This window comes from Nocardia arthritidis (genome assembly GCF_011801145.1).
GTDB lineage: Bacteria > Actinomycetota > Actinomycetes > Mycobacteriales > Mycobacteriaceae > Nocardia > Nocardia arthritidis_A.
This window is the reverse complement of record NZ_CP046172.1, coordinates 1402753-1427329: the sequence shown is the minus strand read 5'-3', so window position 1 is coordinate 1427329 and position 24577 is coordinate 1402753. Positions and strand designations below refer to the sequence as shown.

The window sequence follows — 24577 nt, the reverse complement described above, 5'->3', positions numbered from 1 at the left end:
GGCAGGAATCATGACCACGGTCGCCGTCCGCCCGATGCCGCGTGTCGCGGCGCCGAAACGTCCCCGGTGGGAGACGCCGGAGCGGCTGCGCATCCTCACCATCGCCTCGGTCGCTGTCACGGTGGTGCTCGCACTGGTCGTCGCCGCGTATGCGCGGACGACTCGCGACGACATAGCCGCCATCGGGCATCGCACCGGACCGGCGGTGACCGCGACGGCCGATCTCGGCTTCGCATTCGCCGATATGGACGCGCAGCTGGCGAATGTGCTGCTGGCAGGGGCGGATCCGAATCTGGCCGGTGTTCGCGACACCGCGCTGAAAACCTTCGAACAGCGTCGCCGCCAAGTCGATGCCGACCTGCAACAGGCCACCACGGTGGCCGGCGCGAACGCGGACAGTATCCGTAGCCTGTTGGACCAGTTCGGCCGCTATCAGGCGCTGGCGGCGAATACGTTGCAGCTCAACGATATCGATAAGGCGCCTGCGGGCAGGCCGTCCGCGCGCACGCTGCAGTCGTATCGCGACGCGACCGATTCGGTCCGCAATATGCTCACCATCGCGCGACAGCTGACCGAATCCAATGGCAATGTGCTGCAGCATGATTACCGCCATTCCCGGAGTGCGACCACGGCGGCGCGGATCTGGTCGGTGCTGCTCGGCATGCTCGCGCTGGCGCTGCTGATCTGGTTGCAAGCACTGCTGCGGCTGCGGCATCGCCGCCGGGTCAATCCGGCGCTCGCGGCGGCGAGCCTGCTGGTGGTCGCGCTGATGGTCGGCGGGTTCGCCGCGAATGCCGCTGCGGCGCAGCGGCTCCGGGTCGCCAAGGAGGACGCGTTCGATTCGCTGATCGCGCTGCGCCTGGCCCACTCCGACAGTTCCGACGCCAATGCCTACGAAAGTCGCTACCTGCTCGATCCGCAGCGGACGCAGATGTACGAGTCCGGATTCCTGGCCAGCTCGGAGCAACTCGCGCAACTCGGCGCGCACACCGTGCCGGAGTACAACGCCTGGCTCGACCAGGCACTGGCCTCGTATCAGACGGACAAGAAGGTGACATTCAGCGGATTCCTGGGCGCCGAGGCGGGCAACGTCACCTTCCCCGGCGAGCGAGCAGCCGTCGACACCATGCTGACGACCTACCAGACCTACCAGCACGACGACCTTCAAATCCGTTCGAAGGCAAATGATCTGCCCGCGGCGATCGCCTTCGACACCGGCACCGCGCCGGGCACGTCGAACTACGATTTCAACCAGTTCGACAAGGCGCTCGGGTCGGTCATCGATATCAATCAGCACGCCTTCGACGCGGCGATCGCCGACAGCGAGGACGATCTCGGTGGCTGGACCGCGTGGCTGCCCTACGGTGCCGCCGCGCTTGTCGCGGTGCTGGCGCTGCTGGGAATTCGACCGCGCCTGGCCGAATACCGTTGAGCGTCAAGCCGGTCGGCGGCGGTTCGTGAACACCGTCACGGTGAACAGCAGTACCCCGACCACCGCGAGCATGGCGCCCACCGCCGCGGGCGCGGTGTAGCCGAGCTGGGCGGCGATCACCAGACCGCCGAGCCAGGCGCCCGCCGCGTTGGCGATATTGAGCGCCGCGTGATTGAGCGCGGCGGCGAGGGTCTGCGCGTCGGCGGCCACATCCATCAGCCGGGTCTGTAGACCGGGCGCCAGCGCGGCCCCCGCCCCGCCGATCAGGAACGCCCCGAGCGCCGCCGTGTACGGATTGTGCGCCGCGGCAACGAAACCCGCGAGAATGACGGCCATCGCGATCATCGCGGCGAAGATCGCGCGATCCACCCCGCGGTCGGCCAGCACCCCGCCGACGATATTGCCGGTCACCATGCCGACGCCGAACAGCATCAGCACCAGCGGCACCAACCCGGCGGACATGCCGCCGACGGTGGTGAGCGTGGTGGTGATGTAGGTGTACACGGCGAACATGCCGCCGAAGCCGATCGCGCCGACCAGCAGGGTCAGCAGCACCTGTGGGCGGCGCAGCGCGCCGAGTTCGGTCATCGGGTTGGTCACGGTGATGCCGGTGAGCTCGGGCACGAAGCGGATGAGCGCCGCCACCGTCGCCACCCCGATGACCGCGACGACGACGAACGCGTCGCGCCAGCCCAGGTGCTGGCCGAGCCAGGTCGCGGCGGGGACGCCGACCACATTGGCCGCGCTGAGCCCGAGCATCACGGCCGCAACGGCTTTCGCCCGCTGCCCGACCGGCGCGAGGGTGGCCGCCGCGAGCGAGGCGACGCCGAAGTACGCGCCGTGCGGCAGCCCGGAGACGAAGCGCGCGAGCACCAGCGTCGCGAACGACGGCGCGACGACCGAGGCCACGTTGCCGACGGTGAACGCGACCATCAACAGCACCAGCAACCGTTTGCGCGGCACCCGCGCGCACAGCGCCGCGATGAGCGGAGCGCCGAGCACCACGCCGAGCGCGTAGGCGGAGACGGCATGCCCCGCGGTCGGCTCCGAGACGTGCATGGTGGCCGCGATATCCGGCAGCAGGCCCATGGTGGCGAATTCGGTGGTGCCGATCCCGAATCCGCCGAGCGCCAGCGCCAGCATCGCCGGGATATGCCAATCCGTCCGCCCGGGCTCGACGCGGGCGGGTCGCTGGGTATCGATGGCGCTGATCACGTATTCATGAAACCGGCCGTTGAGCATATCCGCTTCCCGAGTAAACGTGACCTCCACCACCGCTGTGTTAAAAATCCGTGCAGGTCAGCTAATGAATCGGGGCAATTCAGACGGCCGATCCACCCCGGGCAGCTACTACCGAATGGAACCTAGTTGCCGCGAAGTCGTTGGGCCGCAGGCGATCCGGAACCCGGCCCCGCTCGGCCGACGACGACGCGCGAGCCCCGCACGCACCTGCCGATCCACCGCCAGGTGATCATCGGCACACCCTCCGCCGGAACGCCGGATCGCCGCGTCGATGACTGCACATATCGAACGAGTGAATGTTCAAGGCTGGGAACAGCATTCGCTCAGGTTCACCTACGATTCAACCCCCGGGGGCCGAGTCCAAGGAAAGTAAGGACGACATTGCGTATCAGAAAGAGAATGGCCGCCGCCGCGGCGACGGCGGCGCTCATCACCTCGGCGGCGTTGGCCGCTCCGGCGGCCAACGCCGCTCCGTCGACCGGCTCGAGTTCAGGAAGTTCCCAGTTGGCGTGCGTCATCGAGAACCTGATAACCGGGTTGATCGGAAGTGGAACCTGCCATACGGCGGGGTAAGTACGAGCCTGGCAACATGCCCTGCGGTTCGGCGGCGTAAGCGATCACGAGTGCGGCGTCGATAGACTTCGCCGTATCGACGACAAGCCTCTGTCACGGGCGGCGTTCTTGCGCGGCGCATTGGGTACCGGAGCGGCGTTGGTCTGCTCCGGTGCGCCGCTGTTGCCCGTGGGCACCGCACCCGCAGAACCGCAAGTGCCGCAACAGGATTGGGCCGCACTCCGCAAGGAGGTGCAGGGCCGGGTGCTGCTGCCCGGCGAGGCCGACTACGCGGCGGCGAAGCGATTGTTCGACACCCGGTTCGACGCGGCGCTGCCCGCGGCGGTGGTACAGGCGGCCACCACCGATGACGTCCAGGCCGCGCTCGCCTTCGCCGCGGCGAACGGGCTCGCGACGACCGCGCGCGGCGGCGGCCACTCGTACACCGGCGCCTCGGCCGCCGATGGCACCGTCGTGGTCGATCTGCGCAAGCTCGACGACATCCGCTACGACCCGGCCCCGGGTCCGGACGCGCCCACCGGACACGTCACCGTCGGCGCGGGCGCGACGACGTTCGCGGTGCAGGACCGGCTCACGCCCTTCGCGCAGACCGTTCCGCTGGGCACCTGCCCGACCGTCGGCGTCGCGGGCAGCGCGCTCGGCGGCGGTATCGGCGTCGAATCCCGCGCGTACGGGCTGACCTGCGACCGGCTCAGCGCCGCGACGCTGGTGCGCACCGACGGCCGCCTGGTCGATATCTCCGCGACACACGAACCCGACCTGTTCTGGGCGCTGCGCGGCGGTGGCGGCGGCCAGGTGGGCATCGTGACCTCGCTGACCTTCCGCACCTGTCCTGCTACCGCCAAAGATATTGTGCGGCTGACCTTTCCGAGCGGGTCGGCGGCACGGGTGCTAACCGGCTGGGCCGAATGGTTACGCACTGCGGATCGATCCGCCTGGGCCAAAGCGGAATTCGCCGTGCGGGATGGCGACGTCACCACCGACGTGCTGCTGGTCTGTCCGGCGGGCACCGGGGCTGCGAACATCACCGCCATCACCGCTTCCGCAAGCGCCACACCGGTTTCCGTCGACAGCCACACCCTCGGTCAGCGCGACGCCGCACTACTTCTGGCGGGCGGCACCACCGATCCCGGCCACACCGCCTTCGTCGCGGGCTCCGACGTACTGATCGACCTGACCCCGGAGATCGCCGACGCGATCGTCGAAATCCTCACGGCGCGAGCACGATCCGGCGCCACCGGCGGCCTGCTCGTCGACCCGCTGAACGGTGCGGTCGGCGATATTCCCTTCGACTACACCGTTTTTCCGTGGCGCGACCACATCGCCCTGCTGCAGTGGTTCGTTTCCGAACCCGCCGACCCGGCCGAGGCGGCGCGGTGGATCGCCGCCGCACACGAGCGCCTCGGCGCACATTCGGTCGGCGGCTACGTCAACTATCTCGAGCCGACGGATTCCCCGCGCCGCTACTTCAAAGACAATCTCGATCGGCTGCGCCGCATCCGCGCGGGCACCGACCCCGGCAACCGGCTGCACTCCTCCCCCGCCCTTTGGTAACCCAAAACGGTTTCAGACCGCGGTAGTGGCCACCAGCAGGATGTATTCGAAGCGGAATTCCGCGGCCCCGGCCGTGCCGACATCGTGACGCCGCGCCAGATCGTACAAATCCCGGCGCAATGCGGCGGCCCGGCCGGGCCGATCCCGCACCGCGTCAAAGGCCGCCGGGATCGGCCCGAATGTGGCCATGAAGAAATCGGCGAATTCGACCGGTGTCGCCGCACCACGGGTGTACTCGTGCGTCGTATACGACAGCGTCGCGATCCGATCGCCGAACAGCGACCGGACATGTTCGGGATCGCCCCACAGCCGCACCGGCAGCGCATCGGGCGCGGGCGGATCGTAATGGGCCAACGTGGCAAGGATTTCGCAGACCCACGAGCGCCGGGTCCAGCAAATCATCCCGATGGTGCCGCCGGGTTTGGTCACCCGGATCAACTCGTCGGCGACGTCCTGATGGCGTGGCGCGAAGATCGCGCCGACCGAGGAGGTCACCACGTCGAAGGTGTGATCGGAGAAGGGCAGCCGCTGAGCATCACCGCGCACCCAATCGAGCCGGGCGCCGCGGGCCGCCGCCTCCGCACGACCGGCCGCGAAATTCTCGGTGGTGATATCCGAGGCGATCACCTCCGCGCCGGTGAGTGCCGCCGGAATCGCGGTATTGCCGGTCCCCGCACCGACATCGAGCACCCGCAGGCCCGGCCGGATATCGCAGGCGGCAACCAATTTCGGGCCGAAATCCCAGAGTGCCATCTTGGCGAATCGGTGATAGTCGCCGAGCGCCCATTCCGAACTGATCGGCGCGCTGTCGCCGCCGTCGTACGCGATCACCATGGCACTGTTCCTCCGGCTAGACGGGTATGAAACGTTGCACACTGCCATTGTCGAACCGGTTTGCCAGAAGGTCGCTGTGATCTGCGCCGCACCGGAAAACAGCTCGGGCACCCGTCCCACCATGCGGTGGTACGAGTGCCCGTGTCCGTCGCCCGGCGCCGGGCGAATCCCAGCGCCGGGGTATTACTCGGCTCTGCGCAGTTAGCGGACAGCGCGGCCGACTTAGCTCAGCGCAGAGCGCGAGCCAGGTTCGCGTCGAGCGCGGAGAGGAATTCCTCGGTGGTGAGGTAGCCCTGATCGCCGCCGACCAGCAGCGCCAGGTCCTTGGTCATCTGGCCGCCCTCGACGGTCTTGATGACGACGTCCTCCAGCGTCTGCGCGAAGCCGATCACCTCGGGGGTGTTATCCAGCTTGCCGCGATGCTCGAGGCCGCGGGTCCAGGCGAAGATCGACGCGATCGGGTTGGTCGAGGTCGGCTTGCCCTGCTGGTGCTGGCGGTAGTGCCGGGTGACGGTGCCGTGCGCGGCCTCCGCCTCACAGGTCTTGCCGTCCGGGGTGAGCAGCACCGAAGTCATCAGGCCGAGCGAGCCGAAGCCCTGCGCGACGGTGTCGGACTGCACGTCGCCGTCGTAGTTCTTGCACGCCCAGACGTAACCGCCCTCCCACTTCATGGAGGAGGCGACCATATCGTCGATGAGACGGTGCTCGTAGGTGAGGCCCGCCGCGTCGAACTGGGTCTTGAACTCGGCGTCGAAGATGTCCTGGAAGGTGTCCTTGAACATGCCGTCGTACGCCTTGAGGATGGTGTTCTTCGTGGAGAGGTACACCGGGTAGTTCTGCTGCAGGCCGTAGTTGAACGACGCCCGCGCGAAGTCCTCGATCGACTTCTTGAAGTTGTACATGCCGAGCACGACGCCGCCGTCCTCGGGGATCTTCACGACCTCGTGGACGATCGGCTCGCTGCCGTCCTCCGGGGTGAAGGTCAGGGTGACGGTGCCCGCCTGGTGCACCTTGAAGTCGGTGGCGCGGTACTGGTCGCCGAAGGCGTGGCGGCCGATGATGATCGGCTTGGTCCAGCCGGGAACCAGTCGCGGAACGTTGGAGATGATGATCGGCGCGCGGAAAATGGTGCCGCCGAGAATGTTGCGGACGGTGCCGTTCGGCGACTTCCACATCTTCTTGAGGCCGAATTCCTTGACCCGGGCCTCGTCCGGGGTGATGGTGGCGCACTTGACGCCGACGCCGTGCTGCTTGATGGCGTTGGCCGCGTCGATGGTGACCTGGTCGTCTGTCTTGTCGCGGTATTCGATACCGAGGTCGTAGTACTCGAGGTTCACGTCGAGATACGGGTGGATCAGCTTGTCCTTGATGAACTGCCAGATGATCCGAGTCATCTCGTCGCCGTCTAGTTCTACGACGGTGCCTTCAACCTTGATCTTGGACATGGATCTTCGTGTCCTCCTAGGATGGTGCCCTCATTGCACGGCCAGGCGAACACGCTTGTGAGCGGACCCCAGCTGTTCAACAGACAACGTATATGCCCCGCGTTGTCCGCGGGACGCGTGGTGCAAACAAGACAAGCGTACTGCTGCCGATGATCTCGGTGTGCGGGTGCCCCCACGAGTGACGGACACCACCCAGGCTACCGATTGGTACGCGGGACCGGCACCCGCGCGACCAGCAAGGACCCGTAAACGCGGCAATCCGCGTGCCGCATCGCACATTTCGATGCGGCACGCGAAACCGTGCGCTCAGACCCCGACCGCGACCAGTTGCTCGGCGTCGCCCTCGATCAGATTCCGCGGCCGGTCCCTGATCATCAGCGCGATGACCGGGATGGCGGCGACGAAGAATCCGGCGCCGATGTAGAACGCCACGTCGTAGCTGTGAATCGCGGCACGCGCGAACAGGTTGTCCAGCCCCTGATGCCCGGTCAGGTAACTCTTCTGCGCCTGCACCGCGATGGTGGTGAGCAGCGCGGTGCCGACCGCGCCGCCCACCTGCTGCCCGGCGTTCAGCAGCGCGCTCGCCACACCCGAATCCTTCGCCTCGACCTGGTGCCGTGGCCCAGCCCAGCGTCACCTGGAAGTATTGGCTTCCTCCCCGGCCCGAAGACCGGAGATTCCTACCAGGGTCACGCGACCCTCTCGGCGGGTTCCTGCTTCATCGGGCGGTGCCGCCATCACTGTCGGGCTTATCCGCTCTCCACAGGCGTTTAACCTCTCCGCCTGCCCGGCGGCGAGGATGTTCTTAGCAGCATTCAAATCGCGGTCGTGGGCGGCTCCGCACGTACACATCCAAGATCGAACACTCAACAACTTTGCTCCATTACGCGCCCCGCAGGTCGAACAAAGTTGAGTCGACGGATACCAGCGATTGATTCGGCTGAAATGCCGCCCGAACCTAGCAGCCTTGCTTTCCAACATTCGGATGAAGATCGACCAACCAGCATCGTTCACCGACTTGGCCAGACGAGTGCGCGCCAACCCCTTCACACACAAATCCTCGACATATACCGCTTGGTTTTCGCGGATGATCGCCGTGGACTGCTTGTGCGCGAAATCTCGGCGCGCATCAGCGACCTTAGCGTGCAGTTTGGCCATTCTGACGCGGGCTTTTGCCCGATTTTTGCTGCCCCTCTGTTTACGGGCCAGCGCCCGCTGTACTCGGCTAATTCTGCGTTCACAGTTACGCAAGGTTCGCGGGTTGTCGATCACATTTCCGTTCGACAAGACCGCGAATCGTATCAACCCCAAGTCGATACCAACTTCTGAGCTCGAAGTCGGCAACGGGGTTGTCACCATTTCTACTACGAAAGAGGCGAAGTACCGACCCGATGCGTCTTTGACTACCGTGACGGACGATGGAGCCGATGGCAGTTGCCTCGACCAGGCGACCCGTACGTCCCCGATCTTCGGCAGCCGAAGTTTGCCTCCGGCCGTGATGAGAAAGCGAGCATTGCGGGTGAATCGGATCGACTGCCGATTGTTTCGACGCGATCGGTATCGAGGGGCAGAGACACATGTGCCCTTACGTTTCCCTGCGAGGGAAGCAAAGAAGTTGCGGTACGCCGCGTTCAGATCCGCCAACGCCTGTTGAAGCACAACGCTCGACACATCGTTCAGCCATGCTCGATCCGGCCTCTTCTTCGCGAGGGTTAGCGCCTTCGACAACTCCTTGTCGGTCATGTGCCGCCCGGCTTCATAGGCATGCTTCCGGGCAGTCAATGCATCGTTGAATACAACTCGCGCGCAACCGAACGCTCGCGCCAAAGCAGCTTGCTGGCCCGAGGTTGGATAGAGGCGGAAGTTGTACCGCAGCACATCGCAATCATCACACAGAGGTCCGACAAGAAATCCGTTTCGTCAGTAGACACAGCCAATATCGTTGGCGCACAACGACAACTACGGCAGGTATAGCAAAGAGGACATCGTGCTCGCCACCGTCCTCGATTTCGGCACCGAGGTGGCCGAGGCCCTGCGCGGCCTGCCGGTCCGCGGCAACGAACTGGAATCGCTGTGCGAGGCGTTCCTACAGGTGGTCGACGCCGCGGCGGCCGGCGGCGGCCCTGTTCCGTTCGAGCAGTTCCAGCAGCTGCAGCGAATCATCCGCGACGCACCGTCGGTCGCCGCGCGGCAGCGCGAGATGTCCGACACGAAGAACGTCATGCTGGCCACCGCGCTCGCCGAGCGGCTCGGCACCACGCCGGACAGCATCACCGTCCGGCTCGTGCTGAACACCTGGCAAGTCATCGGCCAACTGTCCATGGAACAGTCCAACGAGGCGGTGCTCAACGGCGACCTGCAGGTCGCGGCCCGCGCCGCCCGCGACCGGCTCACCGAGACCTACAACGAATTCGTGCGCACGTGCGCGGGGGCGCGGTCGGTCGAATCGCTGTGACATAAACCATCGATTTCGATCGGCGCGCGTTCGCCGGTTACCATGTGCGTCAGGTCATGAGTACCAGCGCCAAGCCCCGGCTCGCTGGTCGGCAACCCTCCAGCTGCGGTGGGGTGCTCCGGGTGATGACCGGGCTCCCGAAAGTCGGGAAGCAAGCGCGCTGTCAGGAGGTCATCCCTATGTGTTGTCGCTGTCGTCTGCGCATCCCCCAAAGACCCCCTGGCACAACATCTTCGGAGTAGTCATGACCGTCATCGACCCCACCGCCTGGTCGTTCGAAACCAAGCAGATCCACGCGGGCCAGTCCCCCGAGGACACCACCGGCGCCCGCGCCCTGCCGATCTACCAGACCACCTCGTACGTCTTCCGCGACACCGATCACGCGGCCGCGCTGTTCGGGCTGAGCGAGCCGGGCAATATCTACACCCGCATCATGAATCCCACTCAGGACGCGGTCGAGCAGCGCATCGCGGCGCTGGAGGGCGGCGTCGCCGCGCTGCTGCTGGCGTCCGGACAGGCCGCGGAGACCTACGCGATCCTGAACCTGGCCGGGGCGGGCGATCACATCGTGTCCAGCCCGCACCTCTACGGCGGCACCTACAACCTCTTCCACTACTCGCTGCCCAAGCTCGGCATCGAGGTCTCGTTCGTCGACGACCCCGACGACCTGGCCCAGTGGCAGGCGGCGGTCCGGCCGAACACCAAGGCGCTCTACGGCGAAACGATCGCCAACCCGAGCAGTTCGGTGCTCGACATCCCCGGCATCGCGCAGGTCGCGCACGCCGCGGGGCTGCCGCTGATCGTCGACAACACGGTCGCGACCCCGTACCTGATCCAGCCGCTGGCGCACGGCGCCGACATCGTCGTGCACTCGGCGACCAAATACCTGGGCGGGCACGGCGCCGCCATCGCCGGCGTGATCGTCGACGGCGGCACCTTCGACTGGACGGTCCGCGACGCCGACGGCGCGCCCCGCTACCCCGGCTTCACCACCCCCGACCCGAGCTACCACGGCGTGGTCTTCGCCGATCTCGGCGCGCCCGCCTTCGCGCTCAAGGCCCGGGTGCAGCTGCTGCGCGATCTCGGTGCCGCGGTGTCGCCGTTCAACGCATTCCTGATCAGCCAGGGCCTCGAGACATTGAGCCTGCGGGTCGAACGGCATGTCGCGAACGCGAAGGCGGTCGCCGAATTCCTCTCGACCCACCCGGCGGTCGAGCGGGTCTTCTACGCGGGGCTGCCGAGCTCACCGTGGTATGAAATCGGCCGGAAGATTGCCCCTAAAGGTGTGGGGGCGATCGTCGCATTCGAGCTAAAAGGTGGCGTAGACGCAGGTAAGCGCTTCGTCGAGGCGCTCGTGCTGCATTCGCACGTGGCTAATATCGGTGATGTGCGATCTTTGGTCATTCATCCCGCGTCGACCACGCACTCGCAGTTGACGCCGGAGCAGCAGCTCGCCGCGGGCGTCACACCGGGCCTCGTGCGCCTGGCGGTGGGTATCGAAGGCATCGACGACATACTCGCCGACCTGCGCGCCGGTTTCACGGCGGCGACGACGTGACCGTGGAGATCGAACCGAGTGCGTTGCGCGTTTCGGGGGTGGCGCTGCCGCCCCCGAACGGGGAGCTCGGCATCATTCCGATCGGCGACGTACGCCTGGAGAGCGGTGTGGTGCTGCCGGATGTCCATCTGGCCGTGCAGCGCTGGGGCACGCTCTCGGCGGCACTGGACAACGTGGTACTGGTCGAGCACGCGCTCACCGGCGACTCGCACGTCGTCGGCTCGCCGGACGATATCCACCCGCTGCCGGGTTGGTGGGATGGCATGGTCGGTCCGGGCGCGCCGCTGGACACCGACGAATGGTGCGTCATCGCGACCAACGTGCTCGGCGGCTGTAAGGGCAGCACCGGGCCCTCCTCCCTGGCGCCGGACGGAAGGCCTTGGGGCGCAAGGTTTCCCGAGATCTCCATCCGCGACCAGGTGACCGCCGAGGCGCAGTTGTTCGATCTGCTCGGCATCTCCGGGCTGGCCGCCGTCGTCGGCGGTTCGATGGGCGGCATGCGGGTGCTGGAGTGGATGACCGGCGCGCCGTCGCGCGTCGGCGCGGCGCTGGTGCTCGCCGTCGGAGCCCGCGCCACCGCCGACCAAATCGGTACCCAGACAACGCAAATCGCGGCGATCAAGGCCGATCCGGACTGGCAGGGCGGCGACTACCACGACACCGATCGCGCCCCGATGACCGGCATGGGTCTGGCCCGCCGCATCGCGCACCTCACCTACCGCACCGAGGCCGAACTCGATCATCGCTTCGAGAACCGGGCGCAGGGCGCGGAGGATCCGTGGAACGGCGGCCGCTACGCGGTGCAGAGCTATCTGGAGCACCAGGCCGAAAAGCTTTGCAACCGTTTCGATCCCGCCACCTACGTACTGCTCACCGAGGCGATGAACCGGCACGACGTCGGGCGCGGCCGCGGCGGTATCGCCGCGGCGCTCGCGGCCACCCCCGTCCCGTGTGTCGTCGGCGGCGTCGACTCCGACCGCCTGTACCCGCTGCACACCCAGCAGGAACTGGCCGATCTACTACCGGGTTGCGAAGGGCTCGAGGTGGTCCACTCCCGCGACGGGCACGACGGATTCCTCACCGAGGCGGCGGCTGTCTCGAAACTCCTCACGGAGACAATGCGTTTGGCGCGGTTGCATCGGGGTGGCCGAAACGGCTGAGCGGCGGCCTGCCGAAGCTCAAGAGCCGGGCTGGATTTGGCCCGCCAACAGGCCGACGATGGACTGGACGAAGGCCTCCAGCCGTTCTCGCGGATAGGTTTCGGGATCGCTGACGGCCATGCGGCCCAGCATTTCGGCGACGGTGAGCAGCGAGTCGGTGACCAGTTCGGAATCCATTGCGGCCCAGCGGGGGTCGACGGCGAAACCCATGCGGACCAGCGCTTCGGCCTGGTCGAAGATGCCGGCGCGGGAGCTGCGGATGGCCTCGCGGAATTCGGCGGGCGCGCTGCCGGGACCGGCGAGGATGAGCCGCCAGCGGGTCGGATTCTCCAGTGCCACACCGACGAACGCCTCGACGGTGGCGGAGGCGGCGATGATCGGGTCGGCGCCCATCAGGTTCGTCGGCAGGGTTTCGGCGACCTGCTCGAGGCCGCGTTCGCGCTCCCGTTCCAGCAGGGCCGCAACCAATTCCGCGCGGGTCTTGAAGACGGTGTACAGCACCGGTTTTCCGACGCCCGCCTGCTGTGCGACCGCTTCCATGCTCAGCTCGTGCAATTCCATCCGGCCGAGGACTTCGAAGGCGGCGTCGAGGAGTTGGGCGCGACGCTGTTCGGGTGGCAGGCGTGGCGCGTAGCGCCGTCGCGGCCGGTCCGCCGCGCGTGATGTGGTCACCACCGATTCACCTCCCATCGCCCATCCTGTCAGCCGGGTTCCCGATAACAAATCCTACGCGACCGTTGTATTCATTACGGGTAATTGCTACGGTTGCGTTGTATTCGCTGTTTCGTTCGGCGACCGCTGCAAAGGAGCAGGTAGATGAGCTTCGATCCGACCACCCTCCGCCGGGACGACTACGGATTCTTCGGCCCGGACTCGCCGAGCTGGAAGATATGGACCGCGCCCACCGCGGTGATCGGGTTCCAGCGCGCGGTGGTCCTGGAACACTTCGATCCGTTCCTGACCGCGGCCGTCGCCGACTCGCGTGGCATCTACACAGATCCGCGCAGCCGCCTGGACAACACCTTCGCCTACTTCCTGCTCGTCGCGATCGCCGACGGCCGCACCGCGATCCAGGCCTCCGAACATCTGATGCGGGTGCACGCCAAGATGACCGGCATCGAACCGATCAGCGGCCAGCGCTACAGCGCCAACAGCCCGGAAACCCAGCTGTGGATCCACATCACCGGCTGGCATTCGGTGCTCAAGGCATACGAGGTGTTCGGCCCCGGGCCGCTGAGCCCCGAAGAGGAGAGCCGCTACTGGGCCGAATGCGCGATCGCCGCCGAATTGCAGACGTGCAAGCCGGAGGATGTGCCCCGCTCCCGGGACGAGGTTCGCGAGTATTTCGCGAAAGTCCGTCCGCGCCTTTGCAGTTCGGAGCGCGCCGAGGAGGGCATGCACCATCTGCTGTGGACGTCGCCGCGCAACGGCGCCGGGCTGAGCTACGCGCTCGGCAGCAGGCTGCTCTCGCTGGCTTCCGTTGCCACACTGCCGAAATGGATGCGCAAGCTGGGCCACTTCGACCGGCCCGGCATCGTCGATCTCGCGGTACGGATTCCGGCGCGGATCATCGTGTGGCTGTCCAGCCGGTTCAACTCGTTCGGGTTGATCAAGTCGGCGCCCTACATCGCGCCGATGGCTGGGCAGATCCTGGAACAGCACCTGAAGATGGAACCGCCGACGCGTCAGGAGACCATCACACCCGCGCAGGCGCGGCAGCTGTACGGAACGCACGGATCGCGCGCGGTATCCGCGGTGAGCTGAACCTCGTTGCGCGGCAATAGTTCTAGGACTCCGCCGCCGCGCGGCGAGCCGCCTCGATCTCGTTGATATTCGTCTCTATCCACTCGCGAAGGGCCGCGATGGGGACGCGCAGACCGTGGCCGAGCTCGGTGAGGGCGTATTCGACCCGCGGCGGTACGGTGGGATGCACTGTGCGCGTTACGAATCCGTCCACCTCCAACTGACGCAGCGTCTGCGTGAGCATCTTCTGCGATACGCCGTCGATGCGGCGATGCAGATCGGTATAGCGCATGACGCCCTCGGCGAGCGCGTCGACGATCAGCACCGTCCATTTGCCCGCGACGTGGTCGAGAATCTGGCGAGTGGGGCATTTTGGCCCGAAAGGCGCTGTCGGAGGCCGCTTTCGGACAATCCCAGCCGCTGGAGGCGCCGGTGGTGCTGGTCTTCGTCGCCGATCTGGCGGCATGGCAGGCGAGCAACTCCGATATCGCGGAGCTGGCCGGGCGCAACGGCGCATGGAACGCCGAATTCACCGCGCTGTTCGAATCGCGGGCGGAATTCCACGCGCTGCGCGAACGCGGCCTGCTCCGGGAGAACGCGGTGAAAAACGCCATGATCGCGGCCACCTACAGCATGCTCGCGGCCACCGGACTCGGACTGGCCTCGGCGCCGATGAACGGCTGGAATCCGGACCTGGTCAAACGGGCCATCGGCATCGGTGACCAGGCCGACCTGGCGATCGCGGTACTGGTTACCGTCGGCTACGGCGACCGCGTCCCGCCGCATCCCGGGCGCCGCCCACTGGCACGCACTGTGTTCACCGAGCGCTATGGTGCCTGAATCGCCTGCGGACCTTGGGTTTTCAGGCCACGCCGAGCGGGTTGACGGTGTAGGCGATCAGCACTATCGCGGTGCCCAGCAGGGTCAGCGCGCCGACATCGAACGGTTTGCTGCGCACCGCCAGCAAACCGACCCGGTCGGTGGGCAGGCAGAGCCGGAATGCGGCGGCGAGCAGCGTCGCGCCCCCGAAGAACAGCGCGCCGCGGCGCCACCGATCCGAGGCGACCAGGATCACCGCCAATACGATGACCACCGTCACCACCAGCATCGGCAGATGGCACCGCAGGAACTGCCGCCAGACAGGCGCACCCTTTTCGACGTCGGTCACCCCACGATTCTTGCAGACGCCGGTGTACGCCCGGGCTAGCGATGAACACATTGCCGAAGGAATCCAGGTCCTGCCGCCGATACCGGGCTACGGTTAGTGTGCGAATTGCCAGTTTCTTGCTGTGCGGTGCGCACCGATCGCGCATTCGCCGGATGACAGGCGGAGGTACTCGGCGACGGCCAGGTGCCCGGTTGAGTGAGGGTGAGGCGAATATGCGAACGATCCTGGTCGCGGCCGCGGCGGTGCTCGCGGTGGGTGGTCTGGTGGGCTGCAATGACAGCGGGACCACCGACGGCGGGAAGCCGACCGGTACCGCGAACACGACCGCCGCGGCATCCGCCGGTAACCGGACGACCGAAAACGCTGCCCCACAGAAGGTTTCGACCACCTTGCCGACCAAGAACGACGCGACCGTCGACGCCCGCGACTACCAGCAGGGCCAGGCGTTCTACTTCCAGTCGCCGAGCGGAAACATCCTGTGCGGGTTCAACGTTCAGGGCGGAGCGACGGTGGGCTGTCAGCTGGCGCAGGCCACGTCGGTCCCGCCGGAACTGGCCGACTGCGGCACCCGCCCCGACCGCGAGGTCGCCGCCGAAATCACCGGCACCACACCCAAATTCAGATGCCTCAATCAGGGCCTCTACGTAGGCCAGCCGCTAGACGGCGGCACAAAGGGCGGCGGCAAGGTCCTCCCCTACGACGCCACCATCATCGTCCGCGGCGCCGCATGCACCTCCCTACGCACCGGCGTCCGCTGCGACATAGGCGGCCACGGCTTCACCCTCGCCGCCGAAGCCCAATCCCTCTTCTGACCCACCCGGCCGGTCGACCGAGGCTGTCGGCGGTACTCGAAAACGTCCTGGTTAACTACCATCCGTGTTCCATTTGATGTTTCACGAGCCGGTGATTCCGCCGAATACCGGGAATGCGATTCGGTTGGTGGCGGGGACCGGGTGTGAGTTGCATCTGATCGAGCCGCTGGGGTTCGATCTGTCGGAGTCGAAGCTGCGCAGGGCCGGGTTGGACTATCACGACCTGGCCTCGGTGACGGTGCACGAAAGTCTCATTGCCGCTTGGGAAAAGCTGCGGCCGGAGCGGGTGTTCGCGTTCACGACGCAGGCCACGGTGCGGTACACCGATATCGCCTACCGGCCGGGGGACGTACTGCTGTTCGGAACCGAACCCACCGGGCTGCCGCGGCAGGTGCTCGACGACCCGCACATCACCGAGCAGCTGCGCATCCCGATGTTGCCGGGCCGTCGCTCGATGAACCTGTCGAATGCCGCCGCGGTCACCGTCTACGAAGCGTGGCGACAGCTCGGCTTCCCCGGCGGCATCTAAATTTCCACTTCGAACCGTTTGAATCGGGAACTCGCTCCCGCCGCCAACCGGACCGCGCTCTTCGCGACCCCGAAATGCGCGGCGAGCAGTTCGATCGCCGCCTTGTTCGCCTTGCCCTCGACGGCGGGCGCCCGCACGTACAGCTGCAGGGTGCCGTCGTCGAGGGTTTCGACGAGCGGACCCTTACGGCTGTTCGGTTTGATCGTTGCCCGCACTACCGTCGGCGGCACCGGCTTCTCCTGTCTCGGACGCTCCCGCCGGAACGGCCTGCTTCGCAACCTCCGGCTTTTCCACCGCCGATTGTCCCGAACGAGACTTCCCGCGCCACCGCCGCACCCCACGCACGATCGCGAGCACCAGTGCCGCGAGCACGCCGAGGAAGCCGAGCCACGGAATCGCCTTACCGGTGAACACCACCGCGTCCTTCAGCCAGTTCACCAGCGAATGCCAGCCGGAAACGATCCCGTCGCCGAAGTTGTCGGCGCCGGAACTCTTTGCCTTACTTGTAATTTCGATGGTCAGCGTGGAGAGCGCGATCTCGTCGTCGAGGTGCTTCTTCTGCGCGGTGAGGCTGTCGAGCTCACCCTGCCTGCCCGACAGCGCGTTCTCGGCGGCGATCAGATCGGCGGTGTTGGTCGCGCCGGCGATGAGCCCGCGCAACCGGTCCACCGAGGCCTGCAGCGCCTTGATGCGCGCGTCGAGATCCTCCCAGCGCATGGTGACGTCGTCACGGTTGGTGCTCACCTTGGTGACCTTGCCGACGCCGTCGAGTCCGGTGATGAATTTGTCGGTCTGGTCGGCGGGCACCCGCACGGTCAACGTCGCCTGCGCCGGTTTGTCGTCGGCGCCGGGTTGTTCGGTCCGGCTGTCGACCCGGCCGCCCGCATCCCGCACCCGATCGGCGATCTGCTGTGCCGCGTCGATCGGGTGCTCGGCGGTGATGTCGACCGTGCCGGTGATCACCTCCTTGCGGTCTGTGACGACGTCCGGCGCGTTCTTACCAACCGGCCCTGAGCGCTGATCCAGCATGCCCGGCGCGGGTGCGGCCGGTGCGAACGTCCCCGAGACAGTGGACTTCGGCTTGTCGCTGGCGGTGTTGCTACCGCAGGCGACAAGCGCGGCCATAACCGAGATCCCTACGAAAATAACCGTCAGCCTTCGCATGCTCGCAGCGTAAGCGCTGCTCAGCCGGGAAAAGCCGCACCTAACCCATCCCTAGATGGTCTCTAACGATTCCTTAAATCACCGGAAGTCGCGCGACTTCGATTCCACCCGCAGATCCATGCGCTGCAGATATTCGGCGACGACGCTGACCGCGCCCTCGGCGTTCTGTACCCGGCCGCGGATCAGCAGGGCGGGCGCGCCCTGGGCGACACGCCGGTAGCGGGTCCACAGGCCGACCGAGCAGACGACGTTCACCATCCCTGTCTCGTCCTCCAGGTTCAGGAAGGTGACCCCGCCTGCGGTCGCGGGCCGCTGCCGGTGGGTGACCGCCCCGCCGACCAGTACCCGGGAACCGTCGGGGACGTCGAGCAGACCGGCCGCCGGGACGACGCCGAGCGCATCCAGTTGCGGCCGCAGGAATTCGGTGGGATAACTGCCCGGCGATACACCGGTGGCCCACACGTCGGCGGCGGCGAGTTCCAGCTCGGTCATGCCGGGCAGTGCGGGCGCCGCGGTGGCGGCGCCGGTGCCGGGCAGGCGATCCGGGCGCTCCCCTGCCGCGGCCCCGGCGGCCCAGAGGGCCTCGCGACGGGTGATGCCAAGGCTGCCGAGCGCGCCCGCCGTTGCCAGCGCCTCGGCCTGCGCGACGGTGAGTTCCACCCGTCCGGTGAGCTCGAGGAAGGAGGTGTATGGTCCGGATTCCCTTGCGGTGACGATCTTTTCGGCGAGCTCCGGCCCGATATGCCGGATCGCGGCCAGCCCGAGCCGGACCTCGGCGCCGTGCCGCTCCAATGTCGCATCGGCGAGGCTGGCGTTGATATCCGGTCCGTGCACCGCGACCCCGTGCCTGCGGGCGTCGGCGACCAACGACTGCGGCGAGTAGAAACCCATCGGCTGTGCCCGCAACAGCCCGGCGCAGAATGCCGCCGGGTGATGCAGTTTGAACCAGGCCGAATAGAACACGATCGAGGCGAAGCTCTGCGAATGGCTTTCCGGGAAACCGAAATTCGCGAACGCGTAGAGCTTCTCGTATATGCGGTCGGCGAGGTCGCCGGTGATGCCGTGCCGCTCCCGCATGCCTTGGTAGAGCCGGTCTTTCAACCGTTCCATGCGTTCGGGCGAGCGTTTGGAGCCCATTGCGCGGCGCAGTTGATCGGCCTCGGCGGCGGTGAAACCGGCGACGTCGACGGCCATCTGCATGAGTTGTTCCTGGAACAGCGGCACGCCGTAGGTGCGGTCGAGCGAATTCTTCAGGGCGGGATGGTCGTGTTCCCATTTCTCTTTCCCGTTGCGCCGCCGGATATATGGGTGCACCGAACCGCCTTGGATGGGTCCGGGCCGGATCAGCGCCACCTCCACCACCAGGTCGTAGAACTCGCGGGGTTTCAGCCGGGGCAGCGTCGCCATCTGCGCCCGCGACTCGACCTGGAAAACGCCCACCGAGTCGGCGCGGGAGAGCATTTCGTAGACGGCCGCCTCCTGGAGATCGAGCTTGTGCAGTTCGACCGTCTTCCCTTTGTGCTCGCGCACCAGATCGATCATGTAGTGCAGTGCGGAGAGCATGCCGAGGCCGAGCAGGTCGAATTTCACCAGATCTATTGCGGCGCAATCATCTTTATCCCACTGCAACACACTGCGGCCGGGCATGCGGGCCCACTCGACCGGGCAGACATCGGCGATGGGCCGGTCGCAGATCACCATGCCGCCCGAGTGAATACCCAGATGCCTTGGCAATCCTTCGATTTCGGCGGCCAGCTGAAGCACCTCAGCCGGGATGTCGGTACCGGATTCGGCGCCGACACCGGTCCAGCGACTCACCTGCTTACTCCAGGCGTCCTGCTGCCCCGGTGAAAACCCCAGCGCCCGTGCGGCATCGCGGACCGCCGACTTACCGCGATAGGTGATCACATTGGCCACCTGCGCGGCGTGCTCGCGTCCATATTTGGCGTAGACGTGCTGGATCGCCTCCTCGCGGCGATCGGATTCGATATCGACATCGATATCCGGTGGCCCGTCGCGCTCCGGGGAGAGAAAGCGCTCGAAAAGCAAATTGGCGGCGACCGGATCGACATTGGTGATGCCGATGGCGTAGCAGACCGCCGAATTCGCCGCCGAACCCCGGCCCTGGCACAGGATGTTCTGCTCCCGGCAGAAGCTGACGATATCGTGCACCACCAGGAAATAGCCGGGGAAGTTCCGCTGCTCGATCACCGCGAGCTCGTGCTCGATCTGCCTGTACGCCTTGGGATTTCCCTCGGGCGGGCCATAGCGGTCGGCCGCGCCCTTCATGGTGAGCGCACGCAGCCAAGACCTTTCGTCGTATCCATCGGGCACCTCGAACGGCGGCAGCTCCGGCGCGATCAACTTCAGATCGAACGCGCACTCCTCGGCCAGGGTGACCGCGTTCGCGACCGCGCGTGGGCAGGCGGCGAACAGCCGGGCCATTTCCGCGCCGGAACGCAGATGCGCGCCACCGGCGGGCGCCAGCCAGCCCGCGATATCGTCCAGGCTGCTCCTGGCCCGGATGGCGGCCAGCGCCATGGCCCTGCGGCGCTGCCCCGGCGCGGCGAAATGCGCTCCGGTGGTGGCGAGTACGGGCAATCCGAGACGATCGGCCAGCGCGATGAGGTGGGCGTTGCGCTCATCGTCCTCCGCGACGCCGTGGTGGGTGAGCTCGACGCTCACCCGGTCGGCGCCGAAGCGCTCGATCAGGTCGCGCAGCGCCGCCTCGGCCCGGGGCAGACGCGTCCGGCCTGCCGCCAGATCGCGCTGAAGCGCTTGGCGCACATGACCTTTCCGGCATCCGGTGAGGATCTGCCAGTGCCCGCCCGCCGCCGCGGTGAGCTCGTCGATGTCGTAGCGGAGGATGCCCTTCTCGCCCGCGGCCATATGCGCGGCGGCGATCTCGCGGGAGAGCCTGCGATAGCCCTCCTGGCCGCGCGCGAGCACCAGCAGATGCGGGCCCGCCGGGTCGGGGGCGCCGGTGCGCGGGGCGGAATCCGGGGCCGTCGCATGGGCCCCGGAATTCCACTCACCCGACTGCTTGGCCGAACCCCTCACTCGCCCAAGCTCTTTCGGGTCGTCACCGGTGCCGAGCGAAAGCTCCGAACCGAATACCGTCGGCATCTTCCACTCCCTGGCCGCCTCGGCGAAGCGCACCGTTCCGTAGAAACCGTCGTGATCGGTGAGCGCTATCGCGGTCAATCCGAGCCGCACCGCCTCCTCGACCAGTTCCTCCGGCTGACTCGCCCCGTCGAGGAAGCTGTAGGCCGAATGCGCGTGCAGTTCGGCGTACGGCACAACGGGCCCGTCGGGCCGGGCCGGGCGCTCGACGACGTACTCACCCCGCTTGCGCGACCACGCCGGGCTGTCTCCGCCGTCGCCCGGATCGGCGCGGCCCGGCCGGCCCGACAGCACCCGCTCCATCTCCGACCAACTCGGCGGCCCGTTGCCCCAGCCCATCGCAGCCCCGGATCCTCAGCAGCGGCGGCCGAGCAGATCGGCGGGCAGCCGGTCGGTGGAGCCCGCGGCGAGCGCGGCCTCGACCCGGTCCAGCCTGGCCCGGATCAGCGCGCCGTACGCGTCGTCGGCGAGCACGTCGAGATGACCCCGTGCGATCGTCGATTGCATTCTGGCCATGTCGAATTCGCCGACGCGCCGGTGGCTGTCGGCCAGGTTGAGATAGAGCGCGGGCAGGAAGCCACGCATGCCCTCGTCGAGCGGGACGCCGGGGCCGAATATCGCGCCGAGCGCCCGCTGATCCCAGCGCAGCGCCACCTCGGCGGAGTCCTGCAGATTGGCGAGATGATGCGCGATCACGCAGCGCTGCAAGGGATCACCGCCGCGTTCGAGGTCGTCCCAGAGAGCCTGCAGCGCCCGGCGCGCCGCCTCTGGATTCTCACCGCCGAGCCGCACCGCGGCAAAGATGTCCGCCATCCGATCCTCCGCCATGGCGCAGAGTATCGCACATATGTTCGAGCGACACGAGAGGCCGGCGCGGCGAGCTCCCCGGGGGCGACACCCGATGACCCTCGAGGTGACGAAACGCACTTGGCGGGTAAACTTACTTCAGAGTAAGTTCGTGGTCGTTATCGACGCAAAGGAGCACCGATGGCCAACCCGTCACCCGGCCACCGCCCCTCATCGAATCGCTTCGCGATGGCGGGCGTACCGGGACGTAACCGCCGCAATCGCGACCTGACCGGACGGCACGTGCTCATCACGGGCGCCTCCTCCGGCATCGGCCGGGCGGCCGCACTCGCCGTCGCGGACAAGGGCGCCATCGTCTTCCTGCTCGCGCGCCGCGCCGACGAGCTGAACGCCGTCGTCGAGGAGATCAGGGCCGCGGGCGGCACCGCCTACGGCTACCAGTGCGATATCACCGACTCCGATTCCGTCGACGAGGTCGTCAAAACCGTTCTCGCCGAACATGATCACGTCGACATGCTGGTGAACAACGCGGGCCGGTCCATCCGGCGCGCCATCCACCGCTCCACCGACCGGCTGCACGACTACGAGCGCACCATGGCGGTGAACTACTTCGGCGCGCTGCGGCTGACGCTCGCGCTGCTGCCGCAGATGCGCGAACGCAAATTCGGCCACATCGTCAATATTTCCAGCGCGGGCGTGCAGGTGGCCACCCCACGCTTCTCCGCCTATCTGGCCAGCAAGGCGGCGCTGGACAAGTTCACCGAGGTGGCGGCGGTGGAGACGATGGCCGACGGCGTCACCTTCACCACCATCCACATGCCGCTGGTGCGCACCCCGATGATCACGCCGAGCGGCAAGCAGGGTCCGGCCGAATCCCCCGAATGGGCGGCGGCCACCATCGTGCGCGCCCTCATCGAGCGCCCCAAGCGCATCGATGTCCCGCTGGGCACCGTCGCCGAATACGGCGCGCTGCTCACGCCCAAGCTGCGCGACCGCATCCTGCACCGGTACTACCGCGCCCTCCCCGATTCACCCGCCGCGAAGGGCGAAGTCGTCGAGGACGAGCCGGAATCCGTTGTCTACCAACCGAAGCCACGCACTCAGTCGACCGCCGCACGGGCCGCGGGCACCGCGCTGCGCCGTGCGGCCCGCTGGGTGCCCGGCACCCATTGGTGAGCAACCGCATCGTCTTACGGTCGCGCTACCGGAGCGCACGCACCTCGTCGACCACCAGCCCGGTGGCCGGTTTCGCGGCCGCGCCGCAACTGGCTTGACGCGGGGCATAGGCGACCATCCTGGCGGTCACCCGCCAGCGCCTGCCGTCACGGTGGGTCACGATCGCGGCTCCGGCGAAATCGGGATCCGCTGCGGGAGAATCGATTTCCGGCCGCACCGTGAGGTCGTCGACACCCGCCGGAACCCGTTCGCGCACCGCGACTTCGGCGAGCTGCTCGAGCGGCCGGTAGCAGCTGCGCCCGCGTAGACCACGCAGCGACACCGCGCCGCGATCGGCCGCGTCCACCAATTCCATTGCCGCGGCGGCGTCGACGCGCCCGTAGGTCAGGCCGGACGGCAGCAGCACCACCGCGGGCGCGAAGCGGTGCCCGCCGGTGTGCGAGCACTCCCAGACCCGATCCGGGAAATCGGCGGCCAGCGCGGCGGCGATCGGACGGCCGTAACGCGCGCAGCACTGGTCGCGTTTGCCGTGCGCGCACACCAGCACCAGCGGATCGGTAACGCGCACACCGATATTCGGCGGCGGGCCGGCCACCGCATGCAGATCCAGATCGAGCAGCTGCTTCAGGTCGGTGATCTCCAAACGCTCGCACCAGGAGCCCTCCGGCCCCGTGCTGGCGAGCAAAACCGTTCTGGCACCGGTGAATTCGTTGCGCCCGGGACGGCGGATCAGCGTCGGCCGCACCCGCGCCGCCTTGGTGCGCACCGCCAGCTCGGCGGTCAGCTCGGGGCCGAGCACCTCGTCACCGATCACATCGCGCCCCCAGGCGCCCGGCTGCTCGACACACAGCCAGCCGGTGACCTGAGTCGCGGTGCCGGGCAACGGGATATCCACCGCGGCCGCCACCGAACACGGCATCCCCGCGAAACTCATGCCGAACTCTCCACTCACCCGGCCAGGAACGGCAGCACCGCGGCCTCGAATTCCCGGTGCCGGTCGCGATGGATGCTGTGGCCGCAGGTGAAGGCGGTGACCGAGCAGTCGGCAACGGCCTCGCAGAACACCGCCAGCTTCTCCGGGTCGACCATGCCGCCGGGGCCGCCACGCAACACCAGGGTGGGTGCGGTGATATCGGGCAGGCGATCCCACCACTCCGGATTGGGTTTGCGGAACTGCTCCAGCGCGGTCCCGGTCATCGACCGGTCGAAGGCAAGCACGGCGCGCGGGTGCCGCAGCACGCTGGTCGCGGCGTGCCAGAGCTCGGGAACGGTCGGGAAACGGCGGGTCAGCGTGAGCTCCTCGACGCCGGAGCGCAGCGGCAGCGGACATTCCTCGATGACCAGCCTGCGCACCAGCCCGGGACGCTCCTGCGCCACGCACGAGACGGCGTAGCCGCCCAGCGAATGTCCGACCAGATCGACCCTGGACAGCTCCAACCGGTCGCAGAGTTTGCACAGGTCGGTGCCGAATTCCTCGAATCGGTAGGAATCGGTGTGCGCGCTGCGGCCGTGCCCGCGCAGATCCGGGACGATCACCCGCCGCCCCCGCTTGACGAGGGTGTGCGCGAACCGGTCCCAGGTGTATCCGTCCCCGCCCATGCCGTGCACCAGCAGCACCGGCGGCAGGTCGGCGGCATGGCGGTGCGCCGGGGCGGAATCGCGGTAAGCGATATGCACCCCGTCCAGCTCCACCCTGGCCGTTGTCAGATCCACGATCTTCGAGGGTACTTTGCCGGTCATGCCGGTTCGGGCAAGTTGTCACGCGGATCACTGCCGAGCGGTTTATTGGGTGGCATCCGGCG

At 67.2% G+C, this 24577-nt stretch carries 25 protein-coding genes and 1 riboswitch; of the genes, 10 read left to right on the top strand and 15 right to left on the bottom strand.

The features are described 5' to 3' along the window. Nucleotides 1-10: 10 nt before the first annotated feature. Nucleotides 11-1432, top strand: a complete 1422-nt coding sequence (locus F5544_RS06200; RefSeq protein WP_167472284.1) for a hypothetical protein — start codon at nt 11-13, stop codon at nt 1430-1432. A gap of 3 nt (nt 1433-1435) precedes the next feature. Here F5544_RS06200 and F5544_RS06195 read toward each other — a convergent pair whose 3' ends face one another. Next, the gene (locus tag F5544_RS06195; protein WP_167479015.1) at nt 1436-2575 is read right to left on the bottom strand and encodes an MFS transporter; all 1140 of its coding nucleotides are present in this window, start codon (nt 2573-2575) and stop codon (nt 1436-1438) included. A gap of 428 nt (nt 2576-3003) precedes the next feature. Further along, the gene (locus F5544_RS06190) at nt 3004-3192 is read right to left on the bottom strand and encodes a hypothetical protein (protein ID WP_167472283.1); all 189 of its coding nucleotides are present in this window, start codon (nt 3190-3192) and stop codon (nt 3004-3006) included. Between the two features lie 163 nt (nt 3193-3355). Here F5544_RS06190 and F5544_RS06185 point away from each other — a divergent pair, with 163 nt between their 5' ends. Beyond that, nucleotides 3356-4801, top strand: coding sequence for an FAD-binding oxidoreductase (locus F5544_RS06185; protein WP_167472282.1), 1446 nt, complete (start codon nt 3356-3358; stop codon nt 4799-4801). Nucleotides 4802-4813: 12 nt separating this feature from the next. Here F5544_RS06185 and F5544_RS06180 read toward each other — a convergent pair whose 3' ends face one another. The 4 genes from F5544_RS06180 to F5544_RS06165 all read right to left on the bottom strand — a co-directional run bounded on the left by F5544_RS06180 (nt 4814) and on the right by F5544_RS06165 (nt 8958). After that, nucleotides 4814-5635: a class I SAM-dependent methyltransferase gene (locus F5544_RS06180; RefSeq protein WP_167472281.1), complete on the bottom strand. Its 822-nt coding sequence runs from the start codon at nt 5633-5635 to the stop codon at nt 4814-4816. 227 nt (nt 5636-5862) lie between these two features. Then, nucleotides 5863-7080 carry an NADP-dependent isocitrate dehydrogenase gene (locus F5544_RS06175; protein WP_167472280.1) on the bottom strand — a complete coding sequence of 406 codons (1218 nt, stop codon included), beginning with the start codon at nt 7078-7080 and terminating at the stop codon, nt 5863-5865. A 306-nt stretch (nt 7081-7386) separates the two neighbouring features. Continuing rightward, nucleotides 7387-7668, bottom strand: a complete 282-nt coding sequence (locus tag F5544_RS06170; RefSeq protein ID WP_238847113.1) for a hypothetical protein — start codon at nt 7666-7668, stop codon at nt 7387-7389. 45 nt (nt 7669-7713) lie between these two features. Then, entirely contained in the window at nt 7714-8958 is a 1245-nt protein-coding gene (locus tag F5544_RS06165) for an RNA-guided endonuclease InsQ/TnpB family protein (RefSeq protein ID WP_167472279.1), read from the bottom strand. Between the two features lie 64 nt (nt 8959-9022). Here F5544_RS06165 and F5544_RS06160 point away from each other — a divergent pair, with 64 nt between their 5' ends. The 3 genes from F5544_RS06160 to metX all read left to right on the top strand — a co-directional run bounded on the left by F5544_RS06160 (nt 9023) and on the right by metX (nt 12253). After that, nucleotides 9023-9535: a hypothetical protein gene (locus F5544_RS06160; protein ID WP_167472278.1), complete on the top strand. Its 513-nt coding sequence runs from the start codon at nt 9023-9025 to the stop codon at nt 9533-9535. Between the two features lie 52 nt (nt 9536-9587). After that, a riboswitch (SAM riboswitch) is annotated at nt 9588-9699 on the top strand. An 80-nt stretch (nt 9700-9779) separates the two neighbouring features. Beyond that, the gene (locus tag F5544_RS06155) at nt 9780-11093 is read left to right on the top strand and encodes a bifunctional o-acetylhomoserine/o-acetylserine sulfhydrylase (protein WP_167472277.1); all 1314 of its coding nucleotides are present in this window, start codon (nt 9780-9782) and stop codon (nt 11091-11093) included. Beyond that, nucleotides 11090-12253: a homoserine O-acetyltransferase MetX gene (gene metX / locus F5544_RS06150; protein WP_194252464.1), complete on the top strand. Its 1164-nt coding sequence runs from the start codon at nt 11090-11092 to the stop codon at nt 12251-12253. The genes F5544_RS06155 and metX overlap by 4 nt, the downstream gene beginning before the upstream one ends. Nucleotides 12254-12271: 18 nt before the next feature. Here the strand turns inward: metX and F5544_RS06145 are convergent, their stop codons facing one another. Further along, entirely contained in the window at nt 12272-12943 is a 672-nt protein-coding gene (locus F5544_RS06145) for a TetR/AcrR family transcriptional regulator (protein WP_167472276.1), read from the bottom strand. 126 nt (nt 12944-13069) lie between these two features. Between F5544_RS06145 and F5544_RS06140 the strand changes: the two genes are divergently transcribed. Next, on the top strand, nt 13070-14017 hold the full coding sequence (locus F5544_RS06140; RefSeq protein ID WP_167472275.1) for an oxygenase MpaB family protein: 948 nt from the start codon (nt 13070-13072) through the stop codon (nt 14015-14017). A 22-nt stretch (nt 14018-14039) separates the two neighbouring features. On the opposite strand, the gene F5544_RS06135 is transcribed toward F5544_RS06140, so the two are convergent. Then, a complete protein-coding gene (locus F5544_RS06135; RefSeq protein ID WP_167472274.1) occupies nt 14040-14462 on the bottom strand; it encodes a winged helix-turn-helix transcriptional regulator in 423 nt (140 codons plus the stop codon). Between F5544_RS06135 and F5544_RS06130 the strand changes: the two genes are divergently transcribed. Beyond that, the gene (locus F5544_RS06130; RefSeq protein WP_194252483.1) at nt 14369-14836 is read left to right on the top strand and encodes a nitroreductase family protein; all 468 of its coding nucleotides are present in this window, start codon (nt 14369-14371) and stop codon (nt 14834-14836) included. The genes F5544_RS06135 and F5544_RS06130 overlap by 94 nt on opposite strands. Nucleotides 14837-14858: 22 nt before the next feature. Here F5544_RS06130 and F5544_RS06125 read toward each other — a convergent pair whose 3' ends face one another. Further along, entirely contained in the window at nt 14859-15104 is a 246-nt protein-coding gene (locus F5544_RS06125) for a DUF3017 domain-containing protein (RefSeq protein WP_225731324.1), read from the bottom strand. 251 nt (nt 15105-15355) lie between these two features. Here F5544_RS06125 and F5544_RS06120 point away from each other — a divergent pair, with 251 nt between their 5' ends. Further along, entirely contained in the window at nt 15356-15976 is a 621-nt protein-coding gene (locus tag F5544_RS06120; RefSeq protein WP_238847112.1) for a hypothetical protein, read from the top strand. Between the two features lie 64 nt (nt 15977-16040). Then, nucleotides 16041-16505 carry a tRNA (cytidine(34)-2'-O)-methyltransferase gene (locus F5544_RS06115; RefSeq protein WP_167472272.1) on the top strand — a complete coding sequence of 155 codons (465 nt, stop codon included), beginning with the start codon at nt 16041-16043 and terminating at the stop codon, nt 16503-16505. Here F5544_RS06115 and F5544_RS06110 read toward each other — a convergent pair. The 4 genes from F5544_RS06110 to F5544_RS06095 all read right to left on the bottom strand — a co-directional run bounded on the left by F5544_RS06110 (nt 16502) and on the right by F5544_RS06095 (nt 21620). After that, complete coding sequence (locus tag F5544_RS06110; RefSeq protein WP_225731286.1) at nt 16502-16735, bottom strand: DUF167 domain-containing protein; 234 nt, start codon at nt 16733-16735, stop codon at nt 16502-16504. The two genes, F5544_RS06115 and F5544_RS06110, sit on opposite strands and share 4 nt — an antisense overlap. Continuing rightward, entirely contained in the window at nt 16689-17669 is a 981-nt protein-coding gene (locus F5544_RS06105) for a DUF4349 domain-containing protein (protein ID WP_238847111.1), read from the bottom strand. The genes F5544_RS06110 and F5544_RS06105 overlap by 47 nt, the downstream gene beginning before the upstream one ends. Nucleotides 17670-17747: 78 nt before the next feature. Next, nucleotides 17748-21131 (bottom strand): error-prone DNA polymerase, encoded by a 3384-nt coding sequence (locus F5544_RS06100; RefSeq protein WP_194252463.1) that lies wholly within the window; start codon nt 21129-21131, stop codon nt 17748-17750. A 15-nt stretch (nt 21132-21146) separates the two neighbouring features. Next, nucleotides 21147-21620: a hypothetical protein gene (locus F5544_RS06095; RefSeq protein WP_167472271.1), complete on the bottom strand. Its 474-nt coding sequence runs from the start codon at nt 21618-21620 to the stop codon at nt 21147-21149. Between the two features lie 159 nt (nt 21621-21779). Here F5544_RS06095 and F5544_RS06090 point away from each other — a divergent pair, with 159 nt between their 5' ends. Next, the gene (locus F5544_RS06090) at nt 21780-22775 is read left to right on the top strand and encodes an SDR family NAD(P)-dependent oxidoreductase (protein WP_238847110.1); all 996 of its coding nucleotides are present in this window, start codon (nt 21780-21782) and stop codon (nt 22773-22775) included. Between the two features lie 25 nt (nt 22776-22800). On the opposite strand, the gene F5544_RS06085 is transcribed toward F5544_RS06090, so the two are convergent. Both F5544_RS06085 and F5544_RS06080 read right to left on the bottom strand, forming a co-directional pair. Continuing rightward, on the bottom strand, nt 22801-23709 hold the full coding sequence (locus tag F5544_RS06085) for a sucrase ferredoxin (RefSeq protein WP_238847109.1): 909 nt from the start codon (nt 23707-23709) through the stop codon (nt 22801-22803). A gap of 14 nt (nt 23710-23723) precedes the next feature. Beyond that, a complete protein-coding gene (locus F5544_RS06080; RefSeq protein ID WP_167472270.1) occupies nt 23724-24515 on the bottom strand; it encodes an alpha/beta fold hydrolase in 792 nt (263 codons plus the stop codon). Nucleotides 24516-24577 lie beyond the last annotated feature (62 nt).